Origin of the sequence: Stenotrophomonas sp. GD03958 (assembly GCF_029839005.1) — a bacterium.
GTDB classification, from domain to species: Bacteria; Pseudomonadota; Gammaproteobacteria; order Xanthomonadales; family Xanthomonadaceae; genus Stenotrophomonas; species Stenotrophomonas hibiscicola.
In genome coordinates, this window is record NZ_JAOBZT010000023.1 from 1 (window position 1) to 12858 (window position 12858).

Annotated in this window: 10 protein-coding genes and 1 pseudogene; 8 read left to right on the forward strand and 3 right to left on the reverse strand. The window is 67.2% G+C overall.

What is annotated here, in order from left to right; all coding sequences use genetic code 11:
• The first annotated feature begins 202 nt into the window (after positions 1 to 202).
• Complete coding sequence (locus N5C25_RS09135; RefSeq protein WP_279936829.1) at positions 203 to 1174, forward strand: MBL fold metallo-hydrolase; 972 nt, start codon at positions 203 to 205, stop codon at positions 1172 to 1174.
• Positions 1175 to 1246: 72 nt separating this feature from the next.
• Here N5C25_RS09135 and yihA read toward each other — a convergent pair whose 3' ends face one another.
• Complete coding sequence (gene yihA, locus N5C25_RS09140; protein ID WP_005411022.1) at positions 1247 to 1849, reverse strand: ribosome biogenesis GTP-binding protein YihA/YsxC; 603 nt, start codon at positions 1847 to 1849, stop codon at positions 1247 to 1249.
• A gap of 156 nt (positions 1850 to 2005) precedes the next feature.
• Here yihA and N5C25_RS09145 point away from each other — a divergent pair, with 156 nt between their 5' ends.
• The 4 genes from N5C25_RS09145 (at position 2006) to N5C25_RS09160 (ending at position 5297) form a co-directional block, all read left to right on the forward strand.
• The gene (locus tag N5C25_RS09145) at positions 2006 to 2806 is read left to right on the forward strand and encodes a c-type cytochrome (RefSeq protein ID WP_019660638.1); all 801 of its coding nucleotides are present in this window, start codon (positions 2006 to 2008) and stop codon (positions 2804 to 2806) included.
• A gap of 105 nt (positions 2807 to 2911) precedes the next feature.
• Entirely contained in the window at positions 2912 to 3562 is a 651-nt protein-coding gene (locus N5C25_RS09150) for a thiol:disulfide interchange protein DsbA/DsbL (protein WP_019660639.1), read from the forward strand.
• Positions 3563 to 3669: 107 nt separating this feature from the next.
• Positions 3670 to 4506: a thiol:disulfide interchange protein DsbA/DsbL gene (locus N5C25_RS09155; RefSeq protein WP_279936830.1), complete on the forward strand. Its 837-nt coding sequence runs from the start codon at positions 3670 to 3672 to the stop codon at positions 4504 to 4506.
• Positions 4507 to 4559: 53 nt separating this feature from the next.
• Positions 4560 to 5297, forward strand: a complete 738-nt coding sequence (locus N5C25_RS09160; protein WP_251103098.1) for an endonuclease/exonuclease/phosphatase family protein — start codon at positions 4560 to 4562, stop codon at positions 5295 to 5297.
• A gap of 78 nt (positions 5298 to 5375) precedes the next feature.
• On the opposite strand, the pseudogene N5C25_RS09165 reads toward N5C25_RS09160, so the two are convergent.
• Positions 5376 to 6250 (reverse strand): annotated as a pseudogene (locus N5C25_RS09165) (EamA family transporter).
• Positions 6251 to 6322: 72 nt separating this feature from the next.
• On the opposite strand from N5C25_RS09165, the gene N5C25_RS09170 reads away from it, so the two are divergent.
• The 3 genes from N5C25_RS09170 (at position 6323) to fhuE (ending at position 9789) form a co-directional block, all read left to right on the forward strand.
• Positions 6323 to 6805 (forward strand): Lrp/AsnC family transcriptional regulator, encoded by a 483-nt coding sequence (locus tag N5C25_RS09170; RefSeq protein ID WP_262213966.1) that lies wholly within the window; start codon positions 6323 to 6325, stop codon positions 6803 to 6805.
• A 77-nt stretch (positions 6806 to 6882) separates the two neighbouring features.
• Positions 6883 to 7434 (forward strand): M23 family metallopeptidase, encoded by a 552-nt coding sequence (locus tag N5C25_RS09175; protein ID WP_279936831.1) that lies wholly within the window; start codon positions 6883 to 6885, stop codon positions 7432 to 7434.
• Between the two features lie 186 nt (positions 7435 to 7620).
• Positions 7621 to 9789 carry a ferric-rhodotorulic acid/ferric-coprogen receptor FhuE gene (fhuE, locus tag N5C25_RS09180; protein ID WP_279936832.1) on the forward strand — a complete coding sequence of 723 codons (2169 nt, stop codon included), beginning with the start codon at positions 7621 to 7623 and terminating at the stop codon, positions 9787 to 9789.
• A 132-nt stretch (positions 9790 to 9921) separates the two neighbouring features.
• On the opposite strand, the gene N5C25_RS09185 is transcribed toward fhuE, so the two are convergent.
• Positions 9922 to 12783 carry a TonB-dependent receptor gene (locus N5C25_RS09185; RefSeq protein ID WP_279936833.1) on the reverse strand — a complete coding sequence of 954 codons (2862 nt, stop codon included), beginning with the start codon at positions 12781 to 12783 and terminating at the stop codon, positions 9922 to 9924.
• Positions 12784 to 12858: the final 75 nt, after the last annotated feature.

Below are 12858 nucleotides of genomic sequence, written 5' to 3' on the forward strand. Positions count from 1 at the left end.
CACCCCGCCATCCCACGGATAGCCCGCTGTCGCTGTTGCTGTTGCTTCGGCCGTTGCCCTGGCTCGTAGCGGGTGCAGGGCGCAGCCCTGCAGACAACACCCCTTCCCTGAGCATTCCGCGCAGTGGTTTGAGCGCCGTGCACACGCCGGCCACGGCACGCTATACAGCAACGGAACCGCCCGTCATCCACCGAGAACCGCCATGACCCTGCGTCGCCTGCCACTGCACGCCACCCTGCTGCTGGCCCTGTCCTCGTTGCCACTGGCCGCCCTGGCCGAAGCCACCTCGCCCGCCCCCACCCAGCAAGTGCCCGGCGTCTACCACCAGCGCGTCGGTGCGCTGCAGGTCACCGCCCTGTTCGATGGCGTGGTCGCGCTCGGCCGGCAGGAAGTGGTGGACGTGCCGCCCACCCTGGTCAGCCGCCTGCTGGAAGGTCGCTACGTGCCGGAAGACAAGAAGGGCCTGCAGACCGCGATCAACGCGTTCCTGATCCGCCAGGGCAGCCACCTGACCCTGGTCGACACTGGCACCGCGCAGTGCTTCGGCCCCGGCTTGGGCCAGGTGCTGGGCAATCTGCGCGCCTCCGGCGTGGATCCGGCCGAGGTGGACGAGGTGCTGCTGACCCACGCCCATCCGGACCACCTGTGCGGCGTACTCGACGCGCAGGGCAAGCCGGCCTACCCCAATGCCACGGTGTGGCTGTCCAGGGCCGATGCCGATTACTGGCTCAACCCGGCCAGCGAGGCCACCGCGCCGAAGGGTGTGCGCTTCGCCTTCCCGCTGGCGCGCAACGCGGTAGCCCCGTACCAGGCCAGCGGGCACCTGCGCACCTTCAACCCCGGCGATGCCCTGCCCGGCGGCGCGGTGGCGATGAACACCCATGGCCACACCCCCGGCCATGTCTCCTACCGGTTCGACAGCCAGGGCCAGTCGCTGCTGGTATGGGGTGATGTGCTGCACTTCCACGCGGTGCAGTTCGCGCATCCGGAAGCGGCATTCGAGGCGGATTCGGACCGCAAGGCGGCCATCGCCAGCCGGCGGGCGCTGTTGCAGCAGGCCACCACCAATGATTGGTGGGTGGCCGGTGCGCACCTGCCGTTCCCCGGCCTGGGCCATGTGCGTGGCGAGGGCAAGGCCTATGCGTGGGTGCCGGCGGAGTATTCGCCGTTGTGAGGGTGTGCCGACCAAGGTCGGCACCCACCGATCGGGTAGCGCCCGGCTACCAGCCGGGCGACCGGAAATGCCTTATTCCAGCCCCAGCCAGCCGCCGATCACGCCGCGGGCTTCGTCCACGCCGGTACGGTCTTCGCCGGAGAACACCTGCACGCTGACGCTGTCGCCGTAGGCCGATTGCAGTTCCTTGCGCACCTTCTGCAGGGACTGCATCTGCTGGCTGCGGCTGAGCTTGTCGGCCTTGGTCAGCAGGGCGTGCGCCGGCAGGCCGCGCTGCACGGCGTAGGACAGCATCTGCCGGTCGTAGTCCTTCAGCGGATGGCGGATGTCCATCACCACCACCAGCCCCTTCAGGGCTTCGCGGGTGCGGAAGTACTTGTCGATGAAGGCCTGCCAGTGCGCCTGCAGGTCCAGCGGCACCTTGGCGTAGCCGTAACCTGGCAGGTCGACCAGATGCGCTTCCGGGGTGACCTGGAAGAACACCAGCTGCTGGGTGCGGCCAGGGGTCTTGGAGACACGGGCCAGGGCGTTCTGGCGGGTCAGCGCGTTGAGCGCACTGGACTTGCCGGCGTTGGAGCGGCCGGCGAAGGCCACTTCGGCGCCTTCGTCGGGCGGCAGCTGCCGCACGTTGTGGGCCGAAAGGTGGTAACGGGCGCGTTCGATGAGCAATGACATGTGCCTAGGATCGCATGTTGCGGCGCCGCGCGCCCGTGCCGGCGGCCGCTGCGGCCATTTTGCTGCACTGCTGCGTTGACCGTGTGCTGAAACGGCGTTGATAATCCGGGCGATGCCGGCGGCCGCCGCCCGGCCCGGTCCATACGGAGCTTCAGCATGCGCCACGCTCGCGTTCTTGCCGTATCCGCCCTTGCCACAGCTGTAGTCGTTGCCGCTGCTGCGTTCGCGCAGACCACGTTGACCCCGCTGCCCGACAACGGGCCGATCAATACCGCCTCGCTGGAGGTGGATTTCAGCAAGACCCACTGGGGCGATGCCAAGGCCGGTCAGGCCAAGGCCTCGGCCTGCGCGGCCTGTCATGGCGTCGACGGCAATTCCACGGTGGAGATGTATCCGTCCATTGCCGGCCAGAGCGAACGCTACGTGGCCCAGCAGATGGCGCTGATCGCCAATGGCCAGCGCAGTTCCGGCGCAGCAGTGGCGATGGTGCCGTTCGTGCAGAACCTCACCCCGCAGGACATGCGTGATATCGGCGCCTACTTCGCCACGCAGAAAGCCAACGCCGGCATCGCCGATGACACGGCGGTCACCGAGGGCCCCTACAAGGGCATGAAGTTCTACGAGATCGGCCAGCAGCTGTACCGCGGCGGCGATGCCAAGCGCGGCCTGCCGGCCTGCATGGCCTGCCATGGCCCCAGCGGTGCCGGCAATCCCGGCCCGGCCTATCCGCATCTCGGTGGCCAGCACGCCAGCTATGTCGCGCGCCGCCTGCAGGAGTACCAGGCCGGCCAGACCAACGAGACCGACAAGGCACACTTCCAGATCATGGCCACGGTCGCGCAGAAGCTGAGCGAGCAGGAGGTGCAGGCGCTGTCGAGCTACCTGCAGGGCCTGCACAACAAGGCCGACGACGTGGCCGCTGCAGCCACGCCGACGCAACCGGCTGCCGCCCCCTGACCACCACTGGTCGGCCTGGGCCGCCACGTCGGCCCACGGCTGCGGTATGTTCCTTCACGCCGGCGGCTGCGCCGGCGTTGCTTTTTTCAACGGAGATGCGTGTCGATGAGGTTGATTTCCCGCCTGCTGTTGTCCGTGCTGGTACTGCTGCCGCTGGCAGCCTGCGCCGCCACCCCCGCCAATGCCCCGCTGGTCGAGGGCAAAGACTACGAGCGCATCGCGCAGCCGGGCCCGTTCCAGCCGTTGGCCGGCAAGATCGAGGTGGTCGAGGTCTTCGGCTACACCTGCCCGCATTGCGCCCACTTCGAACCGCAACTGGAAGCCTGGGCGGCCAAGCTGCCGGCCGACGTGCGCTTCACCCCGGTCCCGGCCGCCTTCGGTGGCGCCTGGGATGCATGGGCCCTGGCCTACTACGCCGCCGACGAAGTCGGCGTGGCCAAGCGCAGCCACGCGGCGGTCTTCAAGGCCCTGCACCAGGATGGCTCGCTGCCGATGCAGAACGTTTCGGCCGATGAGCTTGCCACCTTCTACAAGGCCTACGGGGTGACCCCGGACCGTTATCTGCAGGCCCTGCGCGGCGATGCCGTACAGAAGAAGGTCGATGCCGCCCGCGCGTTCGCCCAGCGCACCAGGATCCCGGGTACCCCGGCGCTGATCATCAATGGCCAGTATCTGGTGCGCGGCAACAGCTTCGACGACCAGCTGCGCATCGCCTCGGCCCTGATCGCCCAGGCCCGCGCCGCCCGCGGCCGCTGAACCAACACACACCATCGACACGGCGCTGTCGCCGCCGCATGTCATCATTTCCCCCTGGCTGGCGCCTGGCGCCGGCCCCCACCTTTCCAGATGCTGGAGACGTTTCCATGAAGATCCGTTACGCCCTCGCCCTCGCCCTCGCAGCGCTGCTGCCGATCCTGGCCGCCTGCAAGGCTGATGACGGCAGCACCAACACCACCGCGGCCCCGGCCGCAACGGCTGCAGCTCCGGCGACCTCCGAACCGGCCGCTCCGGCCGCGGGCAGCGAAGGCGCCGCTCCGGCCGCCGCCGAAGGCGAGAAGGCCGCGGCTGAAGCCGCGCCGGCCGCCGCACCGGCCCCGACCACCGCCGCGCTGACCGGTCCGGCCCCGGTGGAAGGCGCCGATTACCAGGTGATCCCGAACGGCCAGCCGTTCCAGCCGGCTGCCGGCAAGATCGAAGTGACCGAGATCTTCGGCTACGTCTGCCCGGCCTGCGCCGCGTTCCAGCCGCTGGTCGGCCCGTGGAAGGCCGGCCTGCCCAGCGACGTGAACTTCGTCTACGTGCCGGCCATGTTCGGCGGCACCTGGGATGACTACGCCCGCGCCTTCTACGCCGCGCAGACCCTGGGCGTGCAGGAGAAGACCCACGAGGCGCTGTACGCCGCCATCCACTCGCAGAAGACCCTGAAGGGCGAGCGCGGCCGTGACTCGGTGGAAGACATCGCCAAGTTCTACGCCGCCTACGGCGTCGATCCGAAGCAGTTCGCGGCCACCATGGGCAGCTTCGCGGTGAATGCCAAGACCAACTCGGCCAAGCAGTTCGCCCAGCGCAGCCAGATCAGCGGCACCCCGTCGATCATCGTCAACGGCAAGTACCTGGTGAAGGGCAAGAGCTTCCCGGACATGCTGCGCATTGCCGACCACCTGATCGCCCGCGAACGCGGTGCGGCCCAGGCTCACTGATCCAAAGGACGTTGTTCCCGGCCGTGAATTCCCCCCGCACACGGACCCTGCGTTTGCTGACGGCCAACATCCAGGCCGGCTCAAGTACCCGCCGCTACAGCGACTATGTGACCCGCAGCTGGTCACATGCGCTGCCGGCGGGTCGCAAGCGCAGCAGCCTGGACGCGATCGCCACGCTGGCGCGCGACCATGACATCGTCGGCCTGCAGGAGGCCGACCCGGGCAGCCTGCGTTCGGGCTTCACCAATCAGACCCACTACCTGGCCCAACGCGCCGGCTTCAACTACTGGAGTCACCAGCCGAACCGGCGCATGGGCGGGGTCGCCTCCAGCGCCAATGGCCTGCTGAGCAAGCTGGAACCGGTGGAAGTGCAGGACCACGCCCTGCCCGGCCGCATCGGCGGGCGCGGCGTGCTGCTGGCCAAGTTCGGCGACGGCGCCGAGGGCCTGGCAGTGGCGGTGGCGCATCTGTCGCTGGGCGCGGGCTCGCGGATGTCGCAGCTGGGCTTCATCGCCGAGCTGTTGTCCGACCACCCCAACGCGGTGTTGATGGGTGACTTCAACTGCCTGGCCGAGCGCCCGGAAATGCAGGTGCTGTACCAGAAGACCCGGCTGCAGCCCCCGGGCTGCATCGTGCCGACTTTCCCCAGCTGGCGCCCCGACCGCGCCATCGACCACATCCTGGTCAGCAGCGGCCTGCAGACCCGCACCGTGGAAGCCGTACCGGCCGCGTTCTCCGATCACCTCGCCCTGGCGATGCAGATCGACGTCCCGGCCGACGCCCTGCGCTGACCGCTCCTGGCAGGTGCCAACCTTGGTTGGCGCGCCGCTCTGGTGGGTGCGGACCGTTGGTCCGCACGCTCTCTGCCGCTACCCGGCCTGGACCACCGGCACCTTCAACCGCCGCGCGTCATCGTGCTGCCCACCGAGGCCAGCACCGTGCAACCGATTGCCAGCCACTGCAATCCATGCAGGTGCTCGTGCAGCAGCAGCATCGCCCACAGCGCGGCCACCGCCGGTTCCATGCTGATCAGAATGCCGAACGTTTCCTTCGGCAGGCGCTTGAGCGCCATCATTTCCAGCGACATCGGGATTGCACTGGAGACCAGCGCCACCAGCAGGCCGGCCGCCAGGATCTTCGGATCGAGCAGCGCGGTGCCGGCATGCACCACGCCCACCGGTACCACCACCAGCGAGGCCGCCAGCAGCCCCAGCGACACCGAATGCCCGGCGTGCAGGTGGCCGGCACGCTTGCCGAACACGATGTACAGGCCCCAGCAGGCCGCGGCACCCATCGCATACAGCACGCCGGCCGGATCCAGCGCCGGGCCGCCGCCGATCGGCAGCAGCAACAGCAGCCCCACGGCCGCGCAGCCCACCCAGAGGAAATCGATGGGCCGACGTGACGACAGCATCGCCACCGTCAGCGGCCCGGTGAACTCGATGGCCACCGCGATGCCGAAGGGAATCGTGCGCAGGGCCATGTAGAACAGCAGGTTCATCAGGCCCAGGGTGAGCCCGTAGCGCAGGATGGTGATCGCATCCACGCGGCTGGTCTTCCAGCGCCATGGCCGCCAGAACATCAGCAGCAACAGTGCCGAGAAGCCTACGCGCAGCGCGCTGGTGCCCTGGGCGCCGATCAGCGGGAACAGGTGTTTTGCGTAGGAGGTGCCGACGGCCAGCGAGGTGACCGAGCCGAGCACCGCCAGCGCCGGCAACATCGGCGCGAGTCGTGAGGTCTGCATGGGCAAAGTCTATTGCGCCGGTGCCGAGCACTTGGCTCAATTGACAGCCTGTTCGTGCAACTTCTGCTCGCCATGGCCACCGCCCCCGTGCTCGACAGCTTCGACCGCGCCATCCTCAACCTGCTGCAGCGGGACAACACCCTGCCGCAGCGCGAAATCGCCGAGGCCGTGCACCTGTCCACGCCGGCCGTGCAGCGCCGCATCAAGCGCCTGCAGGACAGCGGCGTGATCGCGGCCAACGTGGCGGTGGTCGCCGCAGCCAAGATCGGTCGGCCACTGACCATCATCGTCGAAGTGCGCGTAGTCAGCGAGCAGCGTGATCACGTGGCGCCGTTCAAGCGCCGCGTGCAGGACGACCCGGCGGTGCAGCAGTGCTACTCGATCACCGGCGATGGCGATTTCCTGCTGCTGCTTTCGGCGGCGTCGATGGAAGAGTACGAGGCCATTACCGACCGGTTGTTCGGCGGCGATGACAACATCGAGCGCTTCCGTACGTCGGTCGCGCTGGGGACGTTGAAGCGCAGTTTCGAAGTGCCGCTGGCCCCGGTTCTGTAGCGCTGAGCCATGCTCGACTGCCTTTTGACCGCAAAACTGAAGCAGTCGAGCATGGCTCGACTCTACACTCCGAAACCATGAGCACATCGCCCTCCCACGCCCACCGCCTGCGCCGCTGGTTGCTGCGCGGCCTGTGGCTGGCCATTGCCGTCGTTGCGATGATGGCGTTGTGGAACAGTCCCTGGGCCGCCGCACCGAAGATGCTGTGGACACTCTCTCGTATGCCGCCGGCCACGCAACTGACGGTGCCGGTGGACGGCGTGCGGCCACGCCAGATCGCCGACACCTTCGGCGCACCACGTGGCCGTGACCGCTCCCACGCCGGCATCGACATCTTCGCCAAGCGCGGCACCGCGGTGCGCAGCGTCACTGCCGGCGTCATCGCGGATGTCAGCGAGCGCGGCCTCGGTGGCCGCCAGGTGTGGGTGATCGGGCCCGGGCGTGAACGTTACTACTACGCCCATCTGGACGACTGGGCCGAGGGCCTGGCGCGCGGCCAGGTGGTCCAGGCCGGCGACCTGCTCGGGCATGTAGGCGACAGCGGCAATGCCAAGGGCACGCCGCCCCACCTGCACTGGGGCATCTACGGCGCCGATGGCGCGCGCGATCCGCTGCCGCTGCTGCGCTGAACCCAATGCGCTGCGTCGCGGCCCGCGTGAGTGCCCACCTCGTTCATGATTTGTAAATAGGAATAGTTCGTATTACCATTTCTTTCGTTTCCGGTGGTGCCAGGACGGCCTGCCCGCCCGTTTCCCACCCGTAGCGCCTCGCCTTCTGGATGCCGGCCGAGCGCGCGTGCTCGTCCAGGCCCCCCCATGACCCGTTCCGTCTTCCGTACGCCGCAGCCACAACGGCTGTCCGTTGCCGTGCTCGTTGCACTCTGCGCCCTGGCCCCGGCCCCGGCCGCCTTCGCCGACACCGCCGCCGACCCGACCACATTGGACAAGGTGGTGGTCAAGGGCGAACGCGCCGAAGGCTATTCGGTGCGCCGCACCTCGGCCGGTACCCGCTTCGACCTGGCACCGCGCGAGATCCCGCAGTCGCTCAGCATCATCAGCCACCAGCGCATCGAAGATCAGAACCTGGACGACATCATCGACGTGCTGGCCAACACCACCGGCGTGACCAGTACCCAGTCCGACAGCGAGCGCACCGAGTTCTATGCGCGCGGCTTCTACATCGATGCCTACCAGTTCGATGGCCTGCCGACGCAGATGGTGCAGAACTGGAGCTACGGCGATTCCGGCCTGGACCTGGCGCTGTATGACCGCGTGGAAGTGGTGCGCGGTGCCACCGGCCTGCTCAGCGGCGCCGGCAATCCGTCGGCGTCGGTGAACCTGATCCGCAAGCATGCCGACAGCGCCGAACTGACCGGCAGCGTCTCGGTGAACGTCGGCAGCTGGGGCCGCACCCGCACCACCGTGGACGTGGGCAGCGCGCTCAACGCCAGTGGCACGGTGCGCGGCCGGGTGATCGGCAGCTACCTGGACACCGACGGCCAGATGGACCGCTACAACCAGCGCAAGACGCTGGGCTACGCCGTCATCGACGCCGACCTGACCCCGGACACGCAGCTGAGCGTGGGCTACGACTACCAGCAGAAGCGCGCCAACGGCGCGACCTGGGGCGGTTTCCCGATGCTGTATTCCGATGGCTCGCGCACTGGCTACGACGAATCGTTCAACGCCAGCCCGGACTGGACCTACTGGGACACCACCAGCAAGCGCGCCTTCGCCACCCTGCAGCACGCCTTCAGCAATGGCTGGAAGTTCAAGGTTGGCGCCACGCACGATGAGACCAAGGCCGACGACAAACTGTTCTACCCGGCCTACAACGACTGGACCACGGGCGCGTCGAACTTCGACAGGACCACCGGCGCGGGCATCTCGCCATCCGCAGGCTTCTACAACACTGAGCGCAAGGTCACCGGCGTTGATGGCTACATTGACGGCCCGTTCCAGCTGTTCGGCCGCGAGCATCAGCTGATGGCCGGCCTCAGCTACAACAGGCGCGAGTACGCCAACTACGGCGACTACCAGGTCGGTGGCCCGGGCCAGACCTGGGATCCGTTCGCCAGCTATCTGAACTGGACGGGCAAGATCGGTGAGCCGAACTGGAACCCGCTGGCCCTGGCCAGCGAGGGCACCATCACGCAGAAGGCCGGTTACGCGGCCGCGCGCCTGTCGCTGGCCGATCCGATGAAGCTGATCATTGGCGCACGCTACACTGACTGGAAGAGCGAAGGCGAAGGCGCCGACCGCGCGCACAAGGTGACCACGCCGTACGCCGGCCTGGTCTTCGACATCAACGGGACGTACTCGACCTACGCCAGCTACACCGAAATTTTCCAGCCGCAGACGCTGAAGGACCGCAATGGCGGCTACCTCGATCCGGTCGATGGCAAGAGCTACGAAGTTGGCGTCAAGGGCGCGTGGTTCGACAGCCGCCTGAACGCCTCGCTGGCCGTGTTCCGCATCGAACAGGACAACGTCGGCCAGGCCACCGGTGAGCCGGTCATCGGCGGTACCGGCGGCGAAACCGCCTACCGCGCCGCGCGTGGCACGGTCAGCCGTGGCTTCGAGTTCGAGCTGAACGGTGAACTGGCCCCGGGCTGGAATGCGACCTTCGGTGCGGCGCGCTACGTGGCCAAGGACATCAACGACGCCGACATCAACACCAACCTGCCGCAGACCGCACTGAAGCTGTTCACCAGCTACACCCCGCAGTCGCTGCAGGCACTGACCGTCGGTGGCGGTGCCAACTGGCAGAACCGCATCTACTACCCGGTGCCGGCCTACGGCCGCATCGAGCAGAGCGGCTACGCACTGGTCAGCGCCTTCGTGCGCTACCGCATCTCGTCGGAGTTCAGCGTGCAGGCCAACCTCAACAACCTGCTGGACAAGAAGTACCTGTCGCAGATCAACGGCTACGGTGCCTACGGCGATGGCCGCAACGGCTCGCTGACGTTCACCTGGGCGTTCTGATCAGACGCGGGGTACGACCGCGCCGCACCTGTAGAGCCGAGCCCATGCTCGGCTCAGAGAATCAGCCGAGCGCGGGCTCGGCGCTACATCCGCAAGGCAGCGCCGGAACTGTCCGGCGCTGCCACCCTCACATCAGAAGCGGAGGTCCGCGCGCAGGTACCAGTAGCGGCCACGCGGGATGTCGTAGGTCGAAGCGTCGTAGCCGTTCAACGAGCACGACAGGCAGATCGGCGGATCCTTGTCGAACACGTTGTTCAGGCCGGCGGTCAGCTGCAGCCCCTTCATCCAGTCGATCTTGTAGCCCACCTGCATGTCATGGAAGGTGGTGGCCGACAGCGTATTGGTGCCCGCAGCCTGGTTGCTGCAGACCGGGAACACGGAGGCGTCACCGCAGTTTTCGGTCAATTCGGAAATATGCCGCACGGTCCAGTTGGCGCTCCAGCGGTCCAGCGTCCAGCCGATGCTGGCATTGCTGGTCCACTCCGGAATCGAGCTGTCGGCCACTTCCACGCCCGGCTTCTGCGGCTGCTTCTGCCCGGCCGCGCCGGTGGCCTCGTAGCGGCCGACAAAGGTGTTCTTCCAGCCCAGCTTGAACTGGCCGATGGACGTCTGCGGCAGCGTCCAGAACAGATCCACGTCCCAGCCGTCGGTCTTGATCGAACCCAGGTTGGTCAGGCGGTTGTTGAAGCTGCTGACCGCACCGGTGCTGGCACGGGTGATGCCATCGCAGTAGACCGGGTCCAGCGTATCCACGCACAGGTCCAGCTGGGTCTGCGCGTTGATCGCCTGGATCGCACCATCGATGGCATGGCGGTAGAAGGTCACCTCCACATCGAAGCGCTCCGACCACGACGCATTGTTGCCGAACCACGGGCTCCACACGAAACCGGCGCTGAAGCTGCGCGAGCGTTCCGGCTCCAGCTCGCGGTTGCCGCCGGTGGTCACCGAGATCTGCGAGTTGGCCTGCTGGAAGCCGGCCGGCACGCCCAGCGCGGCACAGTTGGCGGCGCTGCCACGCGGCGGCGTGCCGCCCAGACCCACCGAGCACGGGTCGAACAGCTGCAGGTCGGCACGCGCCGCCGAGCCGTACAGTTCACCGATCGACGGCGCGCGGAAGCCCTCGGCGTAGGTGGTGCGCAGCACGAAATCATCGGTCACCTGCCAGCGCAGGCCGTACTTGGGCGTGAACTCGCCACCGAAGGTGGAGTAGTCCGAATAACGGCCGGCCAGGCTCAGGTCCAGCTTCTTGCCGAACGAGGAATCGGCGAAGATCGGCACGCTCAACTCCAGGTAAGCCTCGTTGACATCGTAGGAACCGGAGGTCGGCTGCGACGGCACGCCGTTGTAGTGACCAATCACCGTCAGCGGATCGGGCTGGTAGGAGCCCTTGTACTTGCGGTACTCGAAACCGGTGGCGAAGGACACCGGACCTGCCGGCAGCGAGAACAGCTCGCTGGACAGGTTGGCGGTGAACAGGCTCAGCTCGTTCTGGCTGCGGTCGCGCACCACCGGCTGGATCCACTTCAGCATGTCCGGGGTGATCGAACCGACGCCACCAAAGATGTTCAGCGGCACGCAGCCCGGCGTGGCCGCGCACACCGCCGGATCGCCCAGCGCCATGTTCACCTTGTAGATGTCATAGCTGCCGTAGTTGGTCTGTTCGGCCTTGTTCTTGCTGTACATGCCGTTGACGTCCCAGTACCAGCTGCGGTCGGCGGCATGGAAGTCACCGACCAGGCCGGTGGCGAAATAGGTGGTGTCCACTTCCTGCTTGAACACGCGCGCACCGCCTTCCACCGGACGGCGGCCGATCAGGCTCAGGTTGTCGCCCGCTACCAGGTCAAACCCGAACGGGTTGTACGGGTTGAGTGCAGACACGGTGATGTTGTCGGCCAGCGGATTGCCGGTGGCGCCATCGGGGCCGAAGAACAGCGGCTCGGGGCCGGCCTGGTTGGTCGACTCGCGACGGTTGCCCAGTGCCTTGACGTACCACTGCACGTTGTCGGTGATGTCGAAGCGGAACTGGCCGAACAGGCCTTTGCGCTCCGACGGTGTCAGCACCATGTTGTATTCGGCGAAGTTGAAGCGGTCGGCGGTGGTGAAGCAGTGATAGTCATCGGTGCGCGTGCAGCCTGCACTGCCGTCGTAACGCGGGTTGCTCACGCCGGTATTGGGCACGATGTTCTGCACCGCGCCGGTGTTCGGGTCGGTGAACATGAAACGGCCCTGCGGAATGCCGCCGCTGCCGAAGGCCAGACCGGTGCCGGGAATCGGGAAGCGCGACTGTTCGCGGTCCTTGGCAAACACCGGATCCTGCTTGGTCCAGCTGGCGCCCAGGAACAGGCTGAAGCGGTCGCCGCTCTTGCCCCAAGCCAGATCCACGCCCTTCTGGGTGCCGTCGCCCTTGCTGTACTCGCCGTAGTTCAGCGTCACCTGGCCACCATCGAAATCGCGGCGGGTGATGATGTTGACCACGCCTGCAATGGCATCGGAGCCGTACAGTGACGACGCACCATCTTCCAGCACCTCGATGCGCTCGACGATGGCCAACGGAATGGTATTGAGATCGGTGGCCGAGCCGACGCCGGAGGCGGACGACTCATTGACCCAGCGGATGCCATCGACCAGCACCAGCACGCGCTTGGCCCCCAGGTGGCGCAGGTCGACCTGCGCCGAGCCGGCACCCACGCCACTGCCATCGGGCGGGAAACCGAAGTTGCCGGACGAGTTGAACTTGGCGTTGAGCGCCGAACCGGAACCGGTGAGCTGCTGCAGCACTTCGCCGATCGAGGTCAGGCCGGTGCGTTCGATATCGCCGCGCGTCAGCGTCTGGATCGGCACCTGGCCTTCGACTTCAGCGCGCTTGATGCGGGTGCCGGTCACTTCCACCGCATCGAGGTTGGTGGTGGATTGTGCAGCGGCACCCAGCGGTGCCAAGGCCATCACGCACAGCGCGACGGCAACCGCCAACGGGCGGTGGTGCAGGTAATTCATTCGCTCTCTCTCCAAAGGAATGTCGGGACATGGGCTGCCGCACTCCCTCCCTGCATGGCGGCGCCGTCTCCTTTG

Bases quoted from the DNA above. Each gene is read 5' to 3' on its own strand.
- N5C25_RS09135 (WP_279936829.1), top strand. From the start codon at position 203: ATGACCCTGCGTCGCCTGCCACTGCACGCCACCCTGCTGCTGGCCCTG.
- yihA (WP_005411022.1), bottom strand. From the start codon at position 1,849: ATGTCATTGCTCATCGAACGCGCCCGTTACCACCTTTCGGCCCACAAC.
- N5C25_RS09145 (WP_019660638.1), top strand. From the start codon at position 2,006: ATGCGCCACGCTCGCGTTCTTGCCGTATCCGCCCTTGCCACAGCTGTA.
- N5C25_RS09150 (WP_019660639.1), top strand. From the start codon at position 2,912: ATGAGGTTGATTTCCCGCCTGCTGTTGTCCGTGCTGGTACTGCTGCCG.
- N5C25_RS09155 (WP_279936830.1), top strand. From the start codon at position 3,670: ATGAAGATCCGTTACGCCCTCGCCCTCGCCCTCGCAGCGCTGCTGCCG.
- N5C25_RS09170 (WP_262213966.1), top strand. From the start codon at position 6,323: ATGGCCACCGCCCCCGTGCTCGACAGCTTCGACCGCGCCATCCTCAAC.
- N5C25_RS09175 (WP_279936831.1), top strand. From the start codon at position 6,883: ATGAGCACATCGCCCTCCCACGCCCACCGCCTGCGCCGCTGGTTGCTG.
- fhuE (WP_279936832.1), top strand. From the start codon at position 7,621: ATGACCCGTTCCGTCTTCCGTACGCCGCAGCCACAACGGCTGTCCGTT.
- N5C25_RS09185 (WP_279936833.1), bottom strand. From the start codon at position 12,783: ATGAATTACCTGCACCACCGCCCGTTGGCGGTTGCCGTCGCGCTGTGC.